At 61.0% G+C, this 18,954-nt stretch carries 15 protein-coding genes; 5 read left to right on the forward strand and 10 right to left on the reverse strand.

Annotated elements, in window-relative coordinates; all coding sequences use genetic code 11:
• Positions 1-245: 245 nt before the first annotated feature.
• From B0E42_RS07985 to B0E42_RS07995, 3 genes are all read right to left on the reverse strand, one after another.
• On the reverse strand, positions 246-1,499 hold the full coding sequence (locus B0E42_RS07985) for an OprD family porin (RefSeq protein ID WP_077506171.1): 1,254 nt from the start codon (positions 1,497-1,499) through the stop codon (positions 246-248).
• A gap of 95 nt (positions 1,500-1,594) precedes the next feature.
• A complete protein-coding gene (locus tag B0E42_RS07990; RefSeq protein ID WP_018600453.1) occupies positions 1,595-2,899 on the reverse strand; it encodes a CitMHS family transporter in 1,305 nt (434 codons plus the stop codon).
• Between the two features lie 55 nt (positions 2,900-2,954).
• Positions 2,955-4,037: a 4-oxalomesaconate tautomerase gene (locus tag B0E42_RS07995; RefSeq protein ID WP_053187492.1), complete on the reverse strand. Its 1,083-nt coding sequence runs from the start codon at positions 4,035-4,037 to the stop codon at positions 2,955-2,957.
• A 168-nt stretch (positions 4,038-4,205) separates the two neighbouring features.
• On the opposite strand from B0E42_RS07995, the gene B0E42_RS08000 reads away from it, so the two are divergent.
• A complete protein-coding gene (locus B0E42_RS08000; RefSeq protein ID WP_003200706.1) occupies positions 4,206-5,096 on the forward strand; it encodes a LysR family transcriptional regulator in 891 nt (296 codons plus the stop codon).
• Here B0E42_RS08000 and B0E42_RS08005 read toward each other — a convergent pair.
• A complete protein-coding gene (locus B0E42_RS08005) occupies positions 5,021-6,262 on the reverse strand; it encodes an MFS transporter (protein ID WP_139353113.1) in 1,242 nt (413 codons plus the stop codon). The two genes, B0E42_RS08000 and B0E42_RS08005, sit on opposite strands and share 76 nt — an antisense overlap.
• Positions 6,263-6,573: 311 nt before the next feature.
• Here B0E42_RS08005 and B0E42_RS08010 point away from each other — a divergent pair, with 311 nt between their 5' ends.
• Complete coding sequence (locus tag B0E42_RS08010; RefSeq protein ID WP_018600437.1) at positions 6,574-7,029, forward strand: helix-turn-helix domain-containing protein; 456 nt, start codon at positions 6,574-6,576, stop codon at positions 7,027-7,029.
• A 43-nt stretch (positions 7,030-7,072) separates the two neighbouring features.
• Here the strand turns inward: B0E42_RS08010 and B0E42_RS08015 are convergent, their stop codons facing one another.
• The 3 genes from B0E42_RS08015 to B0E42_RS08025 all read right to left on the reverse strand — a co-directional run bounded on the left by B0E42_RS08015 (position 7,073) and on the right by B0E42_RS08025 (position 13,734).
• Positions 7,073-11,497, reverse strand: coding sequence for a response regulator (locus tag B0E42_RS08015; protein WP_077506172.1), 4,425 nt, complete (start codon positions 11,495-11,497; stop codon positions 7,073-7,075).
• A 55-nt stretch (positions 11,498-11,552) separates the two neighbouring features.
• Positions 11,553-12,710, reverse strand: coding sequence for a two-component system response regulator (locus tag B0E42_RS08020; RefSeq protein WP_077506173.1), 1,158 nt, complete (start codon positions 12,708-12,710; stop codon positions 11,553-11,555).
• Positions 12,711-12,858: 148 nt separating this feature from the next.
• Positions 12,859-13,734, reverse strand: a complete 876-nt coding sequence (locus B0E42_RS08025) for a LysR family transcriptional regulator (protein WP_077506174.1) — start codon at positions 13,732-13,734, stop codon at positions 12,859-12,861.
• A gap of 143 nt (positions 13,735-13,877) precedes the next feature.
• Here B0E42_RS08025 and B0E42_RS08030 point away from each other — a divergent pair, with 143 nt between their 5' ends.
• Positions 13,878-14,747: an NmrA family NAD(P)-binding protein gene (locus tag B0E42_RS08030; protein WP_077506175.1), complete on the forward strand. Its 870-nt coding sequence runs from the start codon at positions 13,878-13,880 to the stop codon at positions 14,745-14,747.
• Positions 14,748-14,928: 181 nt separating this feature from the next.
• On the opposite strand, the gene B0E42_RS08035 is transcribed toward B0E42_RS08030, so the two are convergent.
• A complete protein-coding gene (locus B0E42_RS08035; protein WP_053178983.1) occupies positions 14,929-15,702 on the reverse strand; it encodes a helix-turn-helix domain-containing protein in 774 nt (257 codons plus the stop codon).
• Between the two features lie 108 nt (positions 15,703-15,810).
• On the opposite strand from B0E42_RS08035, the gene B0E42_RS08040 reads away from it, so the two are divergent.
• On the forward strand, positions 15,811-16,728 hold the full coding sequence (locus tag B0E42_RS08040; RefSeq protein WP_077506176.1) for an EamA family transporter: 918 nt from the start codon (positions 15,811-15,813) through the stop codon (positions 16,726-16,728).
• Positions 16,729-16,777: 49 nt separating this feature from the next.
• On the opposite strand, the gene B0E42_RS08045 is transcribed toward B0E42_RS08040, so the two are convergent.
• Positions 16,778-17,047 (reverse strand): YceK/YidQ family lipoprotein, encoded by a 270-nt coding sequence (locus B0E42_RS08045; protein ID WP_018600423.1) that lies wholly within the window; start codon positions 17,045-17,047, stop codon positions 16,778-16,780.
• 454 nt (positions 17,048-17,501) lie between these two features.
• Between B0E42_RS08045 and B0E42_RS08050 the strand changes: the two genes are divergently transcribed.
• Positions 17,502-18,734 carry a multidrug effflux MFS transporter gene (locus tag B0E42_RS08050; protein ID WP_077506177.1) on the forward strand — a complete coding sequence of 411 codons (1,233 nt, stop codon included), beginning with the start codon at positions 17,502-17,504 and terminating at the stop codon, positions 18,732-18,734.
• Here the strand turns inward: B0E42_RS08050 and B0E42_RS08055 are convergent.
• On the reverse strand, positions 18,731-18,922 hold the full coding sequence (locus B0E42_RS08055; protein WP_077506178.1) for a hypothetical protein: 192 nt from the start codon (positions 18,920-18,922) through the stop codon (positions 18,731-18,733). The two genes, B0E42_RS08050 and B0E42_RS08055, sit on opposite strands and share 4 nt — an antisense overlap.
• Between the last annotated feature and the right edge of the window lie 32 nt (positions 18,923-18,954).

Below are 18,954 nucleotides of genomic sequence, written 5' to 3' on the forward strand. Positions count from 1 at the left end.
AAAATTGACGCCATGATGTCGCAAAGCATCGAACCGAGCCACTGAGAAGACCGTCGCCAGAGATTGCTCCCGCTGGGTCGCGCCTGTAGGAGCTGTCGAGCGAAGCGAGGCTGCGATCTTTCCAGAAGCACTTGAATCTCAAGCGAAAGATCAAAAGATCGCAGGCTTCGCCAACTCCTACAGAGCCGAGCGGGAGCAATCTCTGGCCACAGGTCCATCGTTGTTTCTTAGGTGAACCGCATGCCCTACCAAAGGGCGACATCGTAGGTAAAGTAGACCCGGTTGCTGTCACGGCCACGGGAAAAGTCCGAGCGATAGACATAGTTACGCAGCTTCACCCCTAGCCCCTTGAACGTGCCCTGCTGCACCACATAAGCGATCTCTGCGTCTCGCTCCCACTCTTTGACCGTGGTGTCGGACTTGCCGTCGTTGCCGCTCAGGTAGCGGGTGGAAAATGTCAGGCCGGGCACACCGAGGCGAGCGAAGTCGTAGCCGTACCCGAGCATCCAGGTCTTCTCGTCTTCCTCGATGAACTTGCCGATCCCGACGTTGCTGAAGGAGTACACCGTGGCGCCGCTGACATAAGGCAGGCCCGCCTCGCCACTGAGGGTTTGGTAGCCGGCGCTCAGTGTGTGGCCGACCACGGCGTAGGACAGTGATCCGCTGAGCATGTCGTTGTCGATCTTGCCGCCATAGGCCGAACCCGAATCGACGCTGTTGAAGTAGCGCAGGTCGCTGGTCAATACCCCAGCGCCCAAGGGCAGATCATGCTGGATGCCGGCAAAATTCTGTCGATAGAAATTCTCCAGCTCACCATAGAAGTAGCTCAGACGGATGTTTTTACCCAACTTGTAGTCGGCACCGGCATAGCTGAAGTCACCGGACTTATCGCCGCCGTAGCCATCGGGCACGATGGGCATGCTGTCGCTCGAATCGCGCAGCTTGAAACGCTCCAGATGTCCGCCGGTGACGGTGAGGTTGTCGATGTCAGTGCTGCTGATCTGGGTGCCCTGGTAAGTCTGGGGCAACAGCCGCGCATCGTTGTAGACCAGCACCGGGGTCTTGGGCAGCAAGGTGCCGTACTTGAGCGTGGTCTTGGCCACTTTGGCCTTGGCGGTCATGCCCGCGCTGGCGAACTCGTCGGCGGCGCGACCGTCGTCATGCACCGGCAGCAGGCCGGTGCCGCTGCGACCACGCCCGGAATCGAGCTTGACCCCGAGCAGGCCCAGGGCATCGACCCCAAAGCCAATGGTGCCCGGCGTAAAGCCCGATTGGTAATCCAGCAGGAAGCCTTGGGCCCATTCGGTGCGCTCACTCTTGGCGGTCCTCGCCGCCCGTGCGCTCATACCGTGCTCATCGCGAAAATTTTCGTTGAAGTAAACGTTGCGCAATTGCAGCTTGAGCTTGCTGTCGTCGATGAAACCTTCGGCGCTGGCCGAGGCCAGGGGCAGCAGCCCAAGGATTGGAAACAAAGCCCCGCGGGTAAGCAAAGTGGTCATGTCGAGCTACTCGTTGTTGTTATTGGGCGTGCAAGCCAGCGCACACCCGCTTGCGAGGGCATGTCTGGCAGGGAAGCTAAAGTGTGTCGGGTGAATCAGGAAAACAGCGTCAGCGCCCCGGTCAGCAGGGCCAGCGCGGTAATCACCAGGGACGTGAGCACCGCCCATTTGACGGTGGCTTTCTGGAAGTCGCCCAGGTCGCGGTCGACCATGCCCACCAGCAACAAGGTCGAGGCCACCAGCGGGCTCATCAGGTGCACCGGCTGGCCGAGAATGGACGCCCGGGCAATTTCGACCGGATCAATGCCATAGGCCGCCGCGGCGTTGGCAAGGATCGGCACGACACCGAAGTAGTAGGCATCGTTGGACAATACGAAGGTCAACGGCATGCTGGTAATCGCCACCACCAGCGGGAACAGATGGCCCCAGGAAGGCGGAATCCAGTCGACCAGGGTTTGTGCCAACGCATCGACCATTTTCGTCCCGGAGAAAATCCCGGCGAAGATGCCCGCGGCAAACACCAGCAGGACCACGGTCATGGCGTTGCCCGAGTGGGCGAGAATGCGCTCCTTCTGAATATCCAGCTGCGGATAGTTGATCATCAGCGCCAGGACGAAACCGATCAGGAACAGGATCGCCGAATGCATGAGCCCCATCACCAGCGCGACCATCACCGCGACCACCAACAGCAGGTTGACGTAGGCCAGTTTCGGACGCTTGTGTGGCGTGTCCTCCATGATCGCGTTGATATAGCAGTTGCCGCCGCCGCTTTGCAGTTGGACGTTGCCGATGCGCTTGCGCTCGGCACGGCCCAACAGGAACGCCGTGAACACCACCCATGCGGCCCCACCGATCATGGTCGGCAGCAACGGCACGAAGTACTCACCGGCATCCAGGCCCAGCGCTGCGATCGCCCGGGTCGCCGGGCCGCCCCAAGGGGTCATGCCACTCATGATGCTCAAGGAGAGCATGGAAACGGTCGCCAGGATCATCGGGTTCATGCCGATGCGCTTATACAGCGGAAGCATCGCGGCACAGGTGATCATGTACGTCGTCGTGCCGTCACCGTCCAGCGCCACCAACAGCGACAGCAGCGCCGTGCCCACGGCGATCTTCATCGGGTCGCCATTGACCCGCTTGAGGATCTTGCGGATCAGCGGGTCGAACAGACCGGCGTCGATCATCAGGCCGAAAAACAGGATCGCGAACAACAGCAGTGCCGCTGACGGCGCGACCATCTTCAGGCCATCCAGCATCATCTTGCCGGTGGTCCCGCCAAAGCCGCCGAGCACGGCAAAGACGATGGGCACCACCGTCAGGGCGACGATCGGCGACAGCCGTTTGGTCATTATCAGGAAGGTGAAGACCACCACCATGGCCAAGCCAAGTAAAGCGAGCATATGTCAGATCTCTTGTTGTTATTGAGTCGCTGATGCAATGACGAGGTCTGCCTGGCTATCCGGCCAGGCGCCGGGAAACCGTGGCGTAGACGAAACCAGAGAAAAGTCGGCGGGCGGTGCGTACCACCGAGGCTCGAATGGTCTCACCCTTTTCGCCGGTGTAGGACAACACCACATCGATACCGCCGCTGGGGTGCTCGATGCGAACCTGCTGCAAACGTGGCTCGCTGCCGCCACCGATCAGGTTGGCCGCGACACTGCCGTTGGTCACGCAAGCCGTCGCCAGGCCGATAGAGCCGGTGATTGCCAAGGCGCGGTGACAGTTGTGCGGCATGAAGTAGCGCACCTGGAGGGTCCCGCCAGACTTGGCCGGCGACACCAGGACCGGCTTGGGGATCACCATGTCGCTGACGTCACCCAGGCCCATCGCCAGGCCGGCTTTGAGCCGCAAGGACTCCAGGCGCTGCATGAACGCCTTGTCGGCGTCCAATTCAGCGGGGCTTTCGTCACCGCGCTTGCCCAGTTGGCTGGCCTCGACGATCAGCATCGGCATCGCCATGTCGATGCACGTCACCGCAATGCCGTCGATCATGTCCAGGGGTTGCCCGGTCGGGAAGAGCTTTCCCGTCTTGCTGCCCGCGGCATCGAGGAAGGTCAGTTGCACCGGAGCGGCCGTGCCGGGCACGCCGTCGATGGCGGTGTCGCCTTCATAGCTGACCTTGCCTTCCGGGGTTTGCACCTCGGAATTCACGAAAGTCCCGGTATTGAGGTTGCGAATGCGCACTCGGGTCAGATCGCCGGTAGCCTTGACCAGCCCCTGCTCGATGGCGAACGGGCCGACGGCGCAGAGCATGTTGCCGCAGTTGGGCGCGGTGTCGACCCGACGCTGGGAAACCATGACTTGGACGAACAGATAATCGACGTCGGCTTCCGGGTGCAACGATGGACTGACGATTGCCACTTTGCTGGTCTGTGGGCTGCCGCCGCCGATACCGTCGATTTCCAGTTCGTGGCCGGAACCCATCAGGTTGATCAGCAATTCGTCACGTTCGGCGATGGCGACCGGCAGATCCCAGGCGAGAAACACCGGGCCTTTTGACGTACCGCCGCGCATCAGCACACAAGGAATTCGCTTCATGAACATTAACTCTTGTTGATCAATCTGGATAATTGATGTTCTAGGCACAAGAGTGGCAGGGTTTAAAAAGTGTTTCCAATGCAAAGATCGGAGTGATTATTGCGTTTCACAAATGAATTAAATTACGATGATTGTGCGGCGCCGTGCCCCTTCTTGGTGAGATAAAACATGGAATATGAGCTCCAGGACATACGATCTTTCGTGAAAATCGCCGAACTCGGCAGCTTCCATGAAGCCGCCGACGCGCTGCATCTGTCGCAACCGGCCTTGAGTCGACGGATGAAAAAACTCGAGGAAGGCTTGGGAACCGCTTTGCTCGATCGCACCACCCGAAAGGTCAGCCTGACGAGTGTCGGCCGTGACTTCCTGCCCAAGGCGCGGCGCCTGCTGGATGATTTCGACGACTCGATTCTCAACATCCGCGAGCTCGCGGAGCGACAGATCGGCCGGGTGACCTTGGCGTGCATTCCCACGGCAGCGTTCTATTTCCTGCCTTCGGTGATTCGCCTCTATAACGAGCGCTACCCGAAAATCCGCATCCGCCTGCTCGACCTCAGCGCCAACGAAGGGCTCGAAGCGGTACTGCGCGGCGAAGCCGACTTCGGCATCAACATGATGAGCGGCCAGCACCCGGACATCGAGTTCGTACCCCTGGTCAACGAACCCTTTGTGCTGGCCTGCCGGCGCGATCATGAACTGGCTGAACGCAGTGCGGTTACCTGGTCGGAACTCAGTGATTATCGGCTGATCGGCGTCGGTCGCCTGAGCGGCAACCGCATGCTGCTGGATCACGCGCTGTCGGGCCTGAGCTGGCGCCCGCAATGGTTTTACGAAGTGCAGCACTTGTCGACGTCGCTGGGATTGGTCGAGGCCGGCCTCGGTGTGTCGGCGATGCCCAGCCTGGCGATGCCGGCCGGGGATCATCCAACGCTGGTCAGCGTGCCGCTGATCGAGCCTGTGGTAAACCGCTCGCTGGGCCTGGTCTACCGCCGGGGCGCATCGCTCTCCCCGGCTGCGGAGAAGTTTGTCTCGATCCTGCTTGAGCAGTGGCCGCAATGAAGCGAGAGCCTCCACACCGCCAACGCGGCGAAGCTGATCAAGGCGCCTAGCAAGCTGACCGCCATCCATCCCCACAGCGCATAGACCTGGGTCGCGGCCACCGCGCCCAGTGCGCTGCCCACCGAGTAGAAGCACATATAAGCGCCGACCATGCGACTTTGCGCGTCGGGCCGTGCCGCGAAGATCAAGCTCTGGCTGGTGACATGCACGGCTTGCACCGCGAAGTCGAGCAACACCACGCCGCACACCAGTGCGATCAGGGAGGTCTCGGCAAACGTGATGGGCAGCCAGGAGAGCGTCAGGAGCCCCAGCGACCAGCCCGTGACACGCTGCCCAAAACCTTGATCGGCCCAACGACCGGCCCTTCTGGCTGCCAGGGCCCCGGCGACGCCGGCCAGGCCAAACAGGCCGATGGCCGTGTGTGAAAGCGACAGCGGCGCGGCGCTCAACGGCAGCACCATGGCGGTCCATAACACCGAAAACGCGGCAAAGATCAGCAAGGCCAGCAGCCCCCTGATCCGTAGCACTGGCTCGCTCATGAACAGTTTGAACAGCGACCGGATGAGCGCCCGGTAAGGCTGCCGGTCAGGTGGCGACACGGCAGCAGGCACCACTGCCCAGAACACCGCCGCGATGGTCAGCATCAATCCCGCGGAAACGAAATAAACCCCGCGCCAGCCCGCCAGATCGGCAATCACTCCAGAGGTAAACCGGGCCAGGAGAATACCCAGGACAACGCCACTGGTGACGGTTCCCACGGCCTGTCCACGCTGGGAGGGCGAGGACAGCACGGCGGCATAGGCCACCAGCACCTGGACAACCACCGCCAGCAAGCCCATCACGATCATCGCACCCAACAAAGCCAACCAGTGCCGGGCTGCGCCGACGGCCGCCAGCACAAGCGCGGACAACACCAATTGCGCGAAAACCAGCCGTTTACGGTTGACCTTGTCCCCCAACGGGACGATGAACAGCAACCCCAGCGCGTACCCCACCTGAGTGGCCGTGACCACCACCCCGATCAATCCTGAAGCAACGCCCAGGCTTTCGGCCATTGAGGCGAGCAAGGGCTGGGCAAAGTAGACATTGGCGACGGCCAATGCACAGGTCACGGAAAACAGTAGTGTGAGCGCCGGCGAAAGCCCTGGGTAATGCTGTTCATTCAAAGAACCCGTTGCCCCCCTGCAGGAGCTGCCGAAGGCTGCGATCTTTTGATCTTTCCCTTGGGATTCATGTGCCTGGGGAAAGATCGCAGCCTCGCTTCGCTCGACAGCTCCTACGCGGGAGCACGTGCCCCCACCAGGGTGATTTCCCGAAGGCTGCTGGGTGAAACAGTCGGCATCTGCTGTCATGCACGCCTCCTTGGCGCTAAACTGGTTTCAATTAAAAACCTGACTGGATTGTCACCCGATCAGGTTTCAATTTGCAACCACAGACATCGACCGGACTTGCGATCCTTTTTCAGAAGGTCAATAAAATGGAAAACGCTTCACCGCAAAACAGCGAATGCCCGGTAGCCAGGACACTGGACGTGATTGGCGATCGCTGGTCGCTCATGATCATCCGCGACGCATTCGACGACATTCGCCGCTTCAGCGAATTTCAGAAGAGCCTGGGCGTGGCCAAGAACATTCTGGCTTCGCGACTCAAAGCGTTGGTCGAGGTCGGTGTGTTCGACGTTCGACCCGCGTCCGATGGAAGCGCCTACAAGGAGTACGTCCTGACGGACAAAGGCCGGGAAATCTTTCCGGTCGTGGTCAGCCTGCGACAGTGGGGCGAACGCTTCCTGTTCGAGCCGGGAGAAACGCGTTCCGTGCTGTTGGACAACACATCCGGGCAGGCCCTCATGCCGATGGAGGTACGTTCGGCGAGTGGCGAAATACTTGGACCGTTTGACTGCCACAAGTTGAGACTTGTTGCCGGCGAATCGTAAAGCGACAGCAGGATCGCCTCATGCCTGAACGCTTCCGACGTCATCACCTCGCGGCCTTTTGACTCAATCCGGTCAGGTTTTCCAGCAGTTCCAGCGCCTGGTCGAAATCGAAGCGCTCGGCATGCTGGACGACCCGACGCAACTGCTCGGCCACCCTGGGATCTGACGCCAGTCCCGGTAAAGGGTGCAGGACAGTCAACGCTTGCGTGTCACTCTCGGCCAACAAGTCCCTGACTTGGGCCAACTGCGCCTGCAACTCTGCGTCTGAATGCGACACGGGCAGCGACTCGCTGAATGGCTGCGGGTCCGCTAGCCCCGCCAGCCCTTCCAATACCTGATTCAGGCAATGCTCCACCGCCAACAACCCGGCAGCCACGACCTGCTCCTGGGCGCCGGCCAGGCAAGCCTGCTCCAGGGCGATGGCAGCATCCGCAACGGCCCTGGCACCGATGTTACCCGCAGTGCCACGCAGGGTATGGGCCAGTCGTGTTGCCGCCGAAGGATCTTCGCCGCCTCGTGCGGCCAAGAACTCGGTTCGGAAAGCACCTTGGCTGGAGCCGAACTTGCGCAGCAGGCGCAGGTAGAGTTCGACCTTGCCCATACAGGTGGCCAGGCCAGCCGCCAGATCAATACCGGCAAGTTCGACGGGCAGCCCCATGGGGACCACTTTGGAGAGCGGTGAGACTTCGGTCACATGGGCAGTACGACCAGGCCTGGGGTGAATCCACTTGGCCAGGGTGACGAACATGCCCTCGACGTTCAGCGGTTTGGAGATATGGTCGTTCATGCCGCAGGCCAAGGCCCGCTCGCGGTCGCCCGCCATGGCGTCGGCGGTCATGGCGATCACTGGCAGCCCAGCCCAACGCGACTGCTCGCGAATCCTGCGGGTTGCGGTATAACCATCCATGACCGGCATCTGACAGTCCATCAGTACGCCGTCGAAATCATCATCGCGCGCCAACAGGTCGAGTGCGTCTTCACCATGGATGGCCACGCACAGCTCGATGCCAGCGCTCTCCAGCAGCTCGCAGGCCAGCTCGCGGTTCAGCTCATTATCCTCGACAAGCAGCAGCCGGGCGCCATGCAGGCTGGCCATGGCACTGGCGCTCTGTCCAGATCGTTCGCCGGCCCGGGTATCGGCCTGGGGGGGCTTGCCGAGCACCGTACCGATCGCCTCAAGCAGTGTGGACGGCGTCACCGGTTTGGTCAGCACCACCGGTAACTGGATACCGTGCCGGCTAGCCTCCTCACGTGCCTCTTCGCGCCCGAATGCGGTGACCATGATGACAGACGGTGTTTGCGCCAGATTGGCAGCGTGCATCTGACGCACCGTCTCCACGCCGTCCATGCCGGGCATGCGCCAGTCCATCAACACCAGGTCATAGGGCAGTGTCTTGCGTTCCGCCTCCACCAGCATCCCCAACGCCACGCGTCCACTCTGCGCCACGTCCACCTCAACGCCAAAACTGCGCGCCATGCTGGAGAGAATCTCGCGCGCGCTGGCGTTGTCGTCGACCACCAACACGCGAACGCCGAGTAGCTCATCGGCAGTGAACATGCGCCGCGGCTGAGCGTCGCGCTGCACGCCGAGGCTCACCTCGAAATGGAAGATAGAGCCTTGACCGAGTTCGCTCTCCACCCAGATACGTCCGCCCATCAGCTCCACCAAGTGCTTGGAGATGGCCAGGCCCAGACCGGTGCCACCGTACTTGCGAGTGGTGGAACTATCGGCCTGGCTAAAGGGTTGGAACAGCCGACTGCACTGCTCGGGGCTCATGCCAATACCGCTGTCGCGCACCCAGAAATGCAACTGTGCCTGCTCCTCGCCGGTACCCAGTCGCTCCACGCCAACCACGACCTCGCCCTGCTCCGTGAACTTTGCCGCATTGTTGCCCAGGTTGATCAACACCTGGCCCAGGCGCAACGGATCGCCGATCAACGCCGTCGGCAGCCCCGCCGGGGTGCTGAACAGCAGCTCCAGGCCTTTGTCCTCGACCTTCAGGCCAATCATGCTGACGAAGCCGTCGAGCACGTCTTCCAAGTGGAAAGGAATGTACTCGAGGTGCATCCTGCCGGCCTCGATCTTGGAGAAATCCAGGATGTCGTTGATGATCCCCAGCAGATTTTCCGCCGAGCGGTGTACCTTCTCGATGTAGTTGCGCTGCCGATGGTCCAGCTCGGTGCGCAGGGCCAGGTGGCTCATGCCAATGATGGCGTTCATCGGGGTGCGGATCTCGTGGCTCATGGTGGCCAGGAAGTCGCTCTTGGCCCGCGTCGCTTCCTCGGCGATCTCTCTCGCCAGGTGCACCTCAGCCTCGGCAGCCTTGCGATCGGTAATGTCGAAGTACCAGTTGGCGCGAATCACTCGCTCGCGCTGCTCCAGCGTCACCGCCGAAACCAGCACATCGAAGCGCTCCCCCTCGCTACGCTGGAAAGTAGCCTCGAAGTTAATCACCGCACCCTGCTCCGCCGCCTCGACGAAGCGCTGGTGTGCCTGATGATCGACCCAGAAGCGCCTCGGATCGATCCCTTCGAGTTGAACGATATCGACGCCGAACAGGTGTTCAAACTGCGGATTGCAGTAGGTCGGACGGCCTTCAATGTCCCTGATCAGCATGGCTACCGGGCTGCTGTCGAGTACCGCGCGCAATTGTGCTTCGCTGACCTTGAGCGCTGCCTGCAACTGGCGACGCTCGCTGACGTCGCGCACCGAGGCGCACACGCATACCCCCCGGCCTTCCAGGCTCGGCAGGCGCGACAGGCCGATCTCCACCGAAAACAGACTGCCGTCCTTGCGCACACCCTGCAGGTCGTCCAGGCCGGCGCCCATCTGCCGAGTATCACCATGGGCCATGAAGCCATTGCGCAGCTCAACGTGGCGACCGCGACTCGCGACCGGCACCAGACGCTCGATAGCCTCGCCCACCAACTCGCCGGCGCTGTAGCCGAACAACCGATCCAATTGCTGGTTGGTCCGCAGGATGCGTCCGTCAGCGCCCACCACCAGCATGCCGTCCGGTGCTGCCTCGATGATCCCGCGGTACCAGGCCTCGGTGGCGCGCAGTGCCGATTGCTGGGCTTCGAGCTCCTGAGCCTGATGCTCCAACAGCAGCGTTTGCCCGGCCATTTCATCGGCTTGACGACGGGTCTCCTCCAGCAATGCCTGGACGGCCTGATTACGTTCCAGGATCGCCATCGCCGCTGCCAGGCGAGGGACGGCTTCCTGGAGCAGCAGTGACTGTTCATCATCCAAGACTTTTAATCCGGCGAGTTCGAGCACGCCCAGCAGCCGCTCGCCACGCAGGATCGGTTGTAGCAACAGACAAGTGGCTGGAATCTCGCCGAGCTGCGAGTGCAGGTGCCAGTATTGTTCCGGCAGCGCCTGCATCTGGCGGGCTTGGCGATCGACTGCGCATTGGCCTAGCAGGCCATCGCCGAACATGACTTGCGCCTGCGGTGGCCGCTCCGAATCAGTGGCATAGCCGCCCATCAGCACCAGTCTGGTGAAGTCCGGGTGGACGCTGTAAAGAACCCCCTGGCAAATACCGAGCTGGTTCGCCATATGTTGCAGGAACACCTGCGCCAGTTCGCCAGGCGCCCCTGTCTGCTGCAGGTCGATCTGCAACTCGGCGATTTGTGCCTTGACCGACCGCTGGCGCTCCAATTGTTGAGACTCGATCTGCAATTTGGCGATGGCCCGCGCCAGGTCGCCGGTCTCGTTGTTCAAGTCCGTGTGCGGAATCGGTTGGTCGAGCTTCCCTGCAGCCAACTGGTCCACGGCCGCCCTCACTCGATTGAGCGGGTTGCGAATCGACTGGCTGACCAGCCAGCAAAGCAGTAGCGCCAGCGCCAAGCCGCCGAGCAGCAACATGTAGGTCAGCGTTGTACTGCGCTCGGCAAAGTCGGCGATGTCCTTGGAGGTGTCGCGGATCGAGGCCTCCTTGACCTCAGCGATTGCGTGCAACAGGGCATCGGCCTGCCGATCGAGGCGTTGGAACTCACTGCTGTTGAGCAATAACATTGCCTGGCCCTGGCGGCCCAGATCGATCAACGCAAAGGCCCGCTCGCCATCGCTCATCAGTTGTTGCAGCAGCAGATCGAATTCGGCGAGGCGCGCCAGATTCTCTTGGCGCCTGAGGGTTGATTTGGCCTCGGCCAGCGACCGGTGCAGCCGGGTCTGGGTGTCACGCAATTGTTGCAGCGACTCGATGCGCACGTCCGCGCTGTCCGTACCCACGGCACGTTGCAGCGCCTGCACCAGATGCGGCAACTGCACCCGTGCCTCGTGCAGGTGTTCCATGCCCACCAGTTCCTGAGTATAGAGATTCTGCATGTCTCGCTTCAGCGACTCTTGAGTACGCAGGCTCTGCACGCCAAGTACCAGCACCAATAGCAGTAGCGTGGAAAAGCCGAGGATCAGTTTGTGGCGAAGCGGGAGACGCTCAAGCAACGTGTGTAATCTGAACATGACATGCCCCAATGGCCACGATAAGAAGTTAGAAAGACGGCTCGCAGTCGTTCGCTCAAGGTTTCTGGGCGATACGCTCCAGGGCGGCCGCCTGCTTGGCCATGTCCTGATCGCTGTCGGCGAAACGCTCGGCAATGGCCTGGAACTGTTCGACATGAGCCAGGAAGGCATCACAAATGTCTGGATCGAAATGCGAGCCTCGCCCCTGACGAATGATCTCGACGGCCTCCTCGTGGGGCATCCCTTCTTTGTAAACCCGTCGACTGATCAGGGCGTCATAGACATCCGCCACCGCCATCAGCCGGGCGCTGATGGGAATGTCGTCACCCGCCAACGCCTGCGGGTATCCACTGCCGTCCCATTTCTCCTGGTGGCTGTAGGCGATCTCCTTGGCCAGGCTGAGGAAGTCCACCGCAACACCCAGTTGGTCTTCGGCACGCTGGATAGCATCGCGTCCCAGCGTGGTATGGGTCTTCATGATCTCGAACTCCTCTGGGGTGAAGCGCCCCGGCTTGAGGAGGATATGATCAGGAATGCCGATCTTGCCGATGTCGTGCAATGGCGCCGACTTGAACAACAGGCGGATCGTTTCGTCGTTGAGAAAATGCCTGAAACGAGGATGGTCGCGCAGCCGCTCGGCCAGGACCTTCACGTAGTGCTGGGTCCGCCGGATATGGTTGCCGGTCTCGTTATCGCGAGTCTCTGCCAGTGAGGCCATGGCCTGGATGGTCACGTCCTGGATGGCCATGACCTCGCGGGTACGCCGCTGCACCTCTTTCTCCAGATAGTCGTTCTGATCACGCAGGAAGTCCGCCGCAGCCTTGAGCTTGAGCTGGGTATCCACTCGCGCCAGAACCAACGGTGGACTGATCGGCTTGGTGATGTAGTCGACCGCCCCCAGCTCCAAGCCATGGATCTCATCCTCGATCGCCGCCAGGGCGGTGAGGAAGATGATTGGAATGTCGCAGGTGCGCGGATCATGCTTGAGCTGGCCCGCCACCTCGTGACCAGACAGCCCAGGCATCATCACATCAAGCAGGATCAGGTCCGGTAGCGAGCCACCCTGCAGCACTCGCAGGGCCTTCTCACCGCTGTTCGCAGCCTTGACCCGGTAGCGATCCTTGAGCAGATCGGTCATCAACAGCAAATTATCAGGCGTGTCGTCGACCACCAGAATGGTGGCCTGGGGATAGTGGCTCTGTTCGGCACTCATGGCTAGCGGCTCCCTTGCCAGAGATGTTGGCATCCCTAGGGGGACTTTTTTTGTCCCCTCAATGGAGGTGAGCTTAGCGGTACTTCTGCGAGGCTGCCGCCCCCTTCACCGGCTCAGCGCGCACCTCCCTGCCTTTTGCAAAGAACGTCTATCCCTTCAGTACCAACGACATGTCCGGGTACCTGGCGCACATGAAATCGACAAATGCGCGAACCTTCGGCGCAGCAAGACGCCTGGACGTGTGCAAGACCCAGAGTTCGGCTTCTTTCCCCGATACCGTGCCCCACTGGACCAACTCGCCACTGGCCAACTGGTTCCATGCGATGGACTGTGGAATGAGGGCAGCCCCACCACCGGCGATGGCTGCATCGCGGATCATCAGGAACGAAGAGAAGCGCAGCCTGGGGATCGGCTCCAGAATCAGGTGACCGCCATCGAGTGCCCAATGGGTGGGCTCGAAACTGGACATCACAATACCGGGAACTGACCGAATGGCCCCGGGTGCAGGCCGAGGTAATCCCGGCGCGGCCACCACCACCAGGCGGTCCTTGGCGAAGCAGCGGCCGACCAAGCTGCTGTCCGGGCTGGGGTTGATCCGGATGGCGACATCAAATTGTTCCTCGACGAGGTCGACCACGCGATCCTCCGAAATGACCTCGATCGTGACGTCAGGATAAGCCGCACAAAACGCTGCGCCGATGCCGCCCATCGCAAGCTGCGAGAACAGGACCGGGGCAGCGACACGCAAGCGTCCGCGAGGCGTCGATACGCCCTCCTTCGCCGCCGCCATGGCTTCCGCCACCTCGGCCAACGGCCCTTCGGCCCTGCTCAGCAGCAGCTCTCCAGCCTCGGTGAGCTTCAGCCCACGTGCACTGCGCTCGATCAGCCTGACGCCCAATTGCTCCTCAAGGTCGGCAATGCGGCGCGACAAGGTTGCCTTGGATATTCCGCTCGCACGGCTTGCCTTGCCCAGCCCCTCATTCGTTGCCACGAGGGTGAAATCGACCAGCGCGTTCAGGTTCATGCTGTTCCACTTTTGAAACGGAGTGTCTACATCCTGGCGCCTTCGTTTTGTTTCTGCAACGGAATATCGTTTGATCATCGCAACGGGCCGACAAGGCCGTAGCGGACTTTTCCGGCTACCCACCCTTTTGCAGGAGATTCAACATGAGCATTCTCGTTACCGGCGCCACGGGCACCATTGGTTCACTCATCATCCAGCGCCTCGCCGACGCAGGCGCCGACGTCAAAGCCCTCGTGCGCCAGGCTGGCAAGGGAACATTCCCGGCGGGCGTGACTGAAGTCGTTGCGGACCTCACCGATGTCCCTTCGCTGCGCGAGGCGCTGGTATCGGTGCGTACGCTGTTCCTGCTCAACGCCGTGACGCCCGACGAGGTGACACAAGCCCTCATCACCTTGAACCTCGCTCGCGAGGCTGGCATCGAGCGCATCGTCTACCTGTCGGTGATTCATGCCGACAAGTTCACCCACGTACCGCACTTCACCGGCAAGCATACGGTCGAGCGCATGATCGAAAGCTTCGACATGGCCGCAACCATCCTGCGTCCGGCTTACTTCATGCAAAACGAATTGATGGTCCAGCAGACAATTCAGAACTACTCGGTGTACCCGATGCCGATCGGCTCGAAGGGCGTCTCGATGATCGATGCCCGCGACATCGCCGACATCGCCGCTGCCGAGTTGCTGCGACGCGACAAGGCACCTTCGGCCCTGGACCGTGTAACCCTGGAGCTGGTCGGCCCACAAGCACTGACCGGTGCCGCCGCGGCGAAGATCTGGAGCTCCGCCCTGGGTCGCGAGATCGCCTACGGCGGTGACGATGTGGCCGCCTTCGAAGCACAATTGGCCGCGTACGGTCCCGCCTGGCTGGCTTATGACATGCGCCTGATGATGTCCGGTATCCAGACATTTGGCATGCAGGCTGCTGAAGGAACCGTGGAACGGCTGCAGGCGATCCTGGGGCGTCCGTTGCGCACCTACGAAGACTTCGTCCGCGAGGCTATCGCCGGGGTTTGAACCGCCGGGGCAGTACTGTCAGGTCATCCTCGTCCAGCGTTGGGCCTCGGTCAGCGGATGACCGACCTGGCGTGCAACGAGGAAGTCTTGCTCCAGCAACGGCTACTCGCTAAGCCAGCTGGCGAACCCCGGAGACCAAGGCGCATTCTTGCCCAGAACCTTAACTGGCGCCCTAAGCCTGTCACACCGGGAAGTAGCGACTGGGGACTTCCCCCAGCAGCTGTTTGAAAACCGTTGTGAACGCACTTGAACTGCTATAACCCAACGCCATGGCGACCTCGGTGACCGGCTGACCTTTCCCCAGACGAACGATCGCTTCGAGCAGGCAGGCTTGCTGTCGCCATTGGAGATAACTGATTCCGGTGTGCAGTCGAAAATGGCGGGTAAACGTCCGGCGACTCATCCCCGCACGGCAGGCCATATCGTCGATACCAACCTCCAGCGAAGGCTGGGTCAGAAACTCGCGACAGACCATCGCAAGGCGTGGTTCTGCCGGCAACGGGGCATTGAGCGAAAGCGCAGGCATGCTGGCGATCTCATGGAGTAGCAGCCCCATCAAATGCCCATCACGTCCCTGGATGGCATATCGCGCGGGGACATCGATTGCTTTGACCAGCAATTGCCGCAACAACGGCGACACGTCCAATACCTGACACTGCCCCGGCAACCCCAGCCGCTGGGCCGCTTGTTTGCGGATATAGGTGTTGTGCAGGGTAACGGGGCCACGCATCTGCATGGAGTGGGCGAGTTGCGCCGGAACCCATATACCGCGTTGGGGCGGAACGACCCAGTTGCCGTCATCGGTAAACACGGTGATGACCCCGCTTGCGGCATAAGCGAACTGACCACGTGGATGGTGATGCATTGGGAACAGCGTTGCGTCTGCGTAGCCACGTTCGGTCACGACGGCATCGCGCGGTGTGTTCTGGTAGGTATGTAGGGTGGTTTCTCGCATGGCCCGATTCTAATGAATATTGGCCTGTGACTGAAAGCAGGCCAGGTCAATTGCTTGCATATTCTTCACGCACGAACACTTCCGTTCTGCGCTGGAGAAAGACTGACAATGCAAAAGAAGCATCTATTACTCGCCATTCTGGTGACGGCCGTCTGGGGGTTGAATTTCCCCGTGACAAAACTCGGACTTGCCGGCATTGATCCGCTGCTGTTGACTGCGTTGCGTTTCGCGCTGGCCGCCTTGCCTTGGGTATTTTTCGTGGAGCGTCCACGCGTTGCCTTCCGATGGCTGGCCGCCTACGGGCTGATTTTTGGCGTGGCCATGTGGGCGTTGATCAACCAGGGAATTGCCATGGGGGTGCCACCCGGTACAGCGTCGCTGCTGATCCAGTGCAGTGCATTCTTCACTCTGGGCTGGGGTGTATTTTTCTTTGGCGAACGCCTGGGGCAACCTCAACGGATTGGCAGCTTGCTGGCAGCCATAGGCTTGGGAGGGATCGTACTGTGCAGCCCTGGCGACTCGTCGAAGGCCGGTTTCGCACTCGTCATTGGCAGCGCAATGGCGTGGAGCATCGGCAACGTGATCATCAAAGTATCGAAGGTGCGTGAGGTCTTCGCTTTCGTGGTGTGGGCCAGCTTGTTTGCACCCATCCCGCTCTTGCTGTTGACGTGGCTGTTGCATGGCTCAGCGCCCTTCAACGCACTCCCTTCGCAGCTCAATGCAACGACGTTGCTTTCGCTCGCGTTCCAGGTCTACGCCGCGACGCATTTCAGTTACTGGGGATGGAATCTGTTATTGCGTGAATACCCACTGTCACGCGTAGCGCCGTTGTCACTGCTGATCCCGTTGTTTGGCATCTTCAGTTCAATGGCGATCCTCGGCCAATACCCAAGCCCCTCTGATTGGGGGCTGATCTTGCTGATTCTACTGGCGATTGCCTTGAGCTCAGGACAATTACAGGAGCTGCGTTGCGCCATCGTACGTGTTGATTGGACGAGGATGAAACGGCAGAAAACAGGCGATTAATGCGGTCGGCCGCCTTGGGTTTTGGATTCAAGCCGTCGAGGCACTACCACTACTCCTCGGCAGGCCTCATATGAAAAATCGTATAAGGCAGGATCAGCGTATCGGCGACGATGCTGAAAGGAAGATCAACGATTGCAAAAGGTGCCAGAGCACGCGCGTATACGTCGTTGTCGTTCGTCGAAGCCTTGATGATCTCGATATCGGTCGCCGCACCGCAGTAAGGATGGCGGCCACAGAGCTGTCCCATGCCAAAGGTTTCGTTGGCCGTGGCGCATCCACCCAGCAACGCCATCGCCAAAGCCATTACTACGATCCGCATGACGCGCCCTCCCCCAGGAAAGGCCGGACTGTAGCATCAAAGCCGCCACAACGGCTCGGCGCTCAAGGCAAGGCCCCAGCAGGGTCGCGAACCACTCGATGAACACCCCGAGCGCGGCTGCACCGATAGAAACGTTGTGGTGACTGTATTCAGACGGCCGTTTAGGGCATCGTTCGATCCGGACCTACCTGATACCGAGGTCACGACGCTTGAAAAGCGTCGATCTCACACCTTTCCCATCCGCTCTACCTCGCCCCCCACTTATTGGCAACAGTGAATCCTGCCTGCGCACGCCAGATATTTAACTTGACGCAAGAGATTACGATCATCATATTCATGAAAATATTATGAGCGTCATGTGCAAGCCTACGTCACGCCGCCGAGATCGCGAACCACAGTCTTGGCGTTTGGCAATCAACGTCTTTGCCCGCCAACCAAACACAGGAGAGGCTGTATGGAAGCCAGAACTTCATTGGCAATTGCCGCTACGCAACCGCACGCCTCCACCCAACCATTGACCGGCAAAGTCGTGGCGCTGCTTGCAGGCCTGGCGGCGATCAGCATGCTGTCTACCAACATCATTCTCCCGGCGTTTGCGGATATCGGCGAAGACCTGGGCGTGACCGCGCGCGAGCTCGGCCTGACGCTGTCCAGCTTCTTCATCACATTCGCCTTGGGCCAGTTGGTGGTCGGGCCACTGGCCGACCGCTACGGGCGGCAGAAACTGGTGCTCGGCGGCCTCTCAGTGTTCGTGGTCGGCACCGTCATCGCCGGCCTTGCCACCACCCTTGATGTGCTGATCGCCGGACGCGTCGTCCAGGCGTTGGGCGTGTGCGCAGCCTCGGTGCTGTCGCGTGCCATCGCACGGGATCTGTTTGAAGGCGAGACGCTCGCCCGGGCCCTGTCGCTGACGATGATCGCCACCGCCGCGGCGCCGGGTTTTTCGCCGCTGGCCGGCAGCGTCCTGTCCGTCACACTCGGCTGGCGTGCCATCTTCATCCTGGTGGGGCTGGCCGCCGTGGTACTGGCCTTTTTCTACGTGCGCGACCTCGGAGAAACCCATCCCGCCGATCGCCGGGCGCCGCACTCGACCAAGAGCGTGGTGCTCGCCTATGGCAGATTGGCGCTGGATAAGCGCTTCATCCTCCCAGCCCTTTCAATGAGCCTGCTGATGAGCGGCCTGTTCGCCTCCTTCGCGGCGGCGCCCGCCATCCTGATGCAAGGTATCGGCCTGACCTCGTTGCAGACCGGCCTGTATTTTGCCGCGACGGTATTCGTCGTGTTCGCAGCCGGCATGGCGGCCCCGCGCCTGGCGCATCGTTATGGCGCGCGGATCATCACGCTCGCGGGCATTGCCTGCGCCATGATCGGCGGCGGCCTGCTTCTGGTGGGTCCAGCCGCACCTGGTCTTGGGTGGTATGCCCTCTCGATGATCACCTTCCTGTGGGGCATGGGCCTGGCCAATCCGCTCGGCACGGCAATCACCATGGGCCCTTTCGGCAAAGAAGCCGGGATGGCCTCCGCGCTGCTGGGGTTTCTCTCCATGGGTGCGGCTGCGCTGACCACCTGGCTGGCCTCGGTCTTGAGCTTCGCGCCGGTCACGACGCTGGGTGGGATTCAGACGACGGCCTGCCTGGTGGCGCTGGTGTTGTTTCTCTTGCGGGGGCAAAAGAATGAATCGTCCTAAACCCTGGACGTCGCAATGAACCGTGTAATGGCCGCCACCACATCGGCGCCCCGTTCAAGATAGAGCACATACCCGCAGTCCTCGATGAACTCGCCGCGTGCATCGGGGAGTTGCTGGAGCAGGTTATCCAGGGTCGCCGGCAGGAACACCACAGGCCGAACCCCAGCAGACCACCATTTCAATGGCATGACAGTTATCCCTTCTGAAATTGAATGGGCCG

It is taken from the genome of Pseudomonas sp. A25(2017) (assembly GCF_002001065.1).
Classification (GTDB): Bacteria; Pseudomonadota; Gammaproteobacteria; order Pseudomonadales; family Pseudomonadaceae; genus Aquipseudomonas; species Aquipseudomonas kilonensis.

Excerpts from the sequence above, each read along its gene's own strand:
- B0E42_RS08050 (WP_077506177.1), top strand. The coding sequence starts at position 17,502 with ATGGAAGCCAGAACTTCATTGGCAATTGCCGCTACGCAACCGCACGCC.
- B0E42_RS08000 (WP_003200706.1), top strand. The coding sequence starts at position 4,206 with ATGGAATATGAGCTCCAGGACATACGATCTTTCGTGAAAATCGCCGAA.
- B0E42_RS08015 (WP_077506172.1), bottom strand. The coding sequence starts at position 11,497 with ATGTTCAGATTACACACGTTGCTTGAGCGTCTCCCGCTTCGCCACAAA.
- B0E42_RS07995 (WP_053187492.1), bottom strand. The coding sequence starts at position 4,037 with ATGAAGCGAATTCCTTGTGTGCTGATGCGCGGCGGTACGTCAAAAGGC.
- B0E42_RS08025 (WP_077506174.1), bottom strand. The coding sequence starts at position 13,734 with ATGAACCTGAACGCGCTGGTCGATTTCACCCTCGTGGCAACGAATGAG.
- B0E42_RS08010 (WP_018600437.1), top strand. The coding sequence starts at position 6,574 with ATGGAAAACGCTTCACCGCAAAACAGCGAATGCCCGGTAGCCAGGACA.
- B0E42_RS08055 (WP_077506178.1), bottom strand. The coding sequence starts at position 18,922 with ATGCCATTGAAATGGTGGTCTGCTGGGGTTCGGCCTGTGGTGTTCCTG.
- B0E42_RS07990 (WP_018600453.1), bottom strand. The coding sequence starts at position 2,899 with ATGCTCGCTTTACTTGGCTTGGCCATGGTGGTGGTCTTCACCTTCCTG.
- B0E42_RS08040 (WP_077506176.1), top strand. The coding sequence starts at position 15,811 with ATGCAAAAGAAGCATCTATTACTCGCCATTCTGGTGACGGCCGTCTGG.
- B0E42_RS08035 (WP_053178983.1), bottom strand. The coding sequence starts at position 15,702 with ATGCGAGAAACCACCCTACATACCTACCAGAACACACCGCGCGATGCC.
- B0E42_RS07985 (WP_077506171.1), bottom strand. The coding sequence starts at position 1,499 with ATGACCACTTTGCTTACCCGCGGGGCTTTGTTTCCAATCCTTGGGCTG.
- B0E42_RS08030 (WP_077506175.1), top strand. The coding sequence starts at position 13,878 with ATGAGCATTCTCGTTACCGGCGCCACGGGCACCATTGGTTCACTCATC.
- B0E42_RS08045 (WP_018600423.1), bottom strand. The coding sequence starts at position 17,047 with ATGCGGATCGTAGTAATGGCTTTGGCGATGGCGTTGCTGGGTGGATGC.
- B0E42_RS08020 (WP_077506173.1), bottom strand. The coding sequence starts at position 12,710 with ATGAGTGCCGAACAGAGCCACTATCCCCAGGCCACCATTCTGGTGGTC.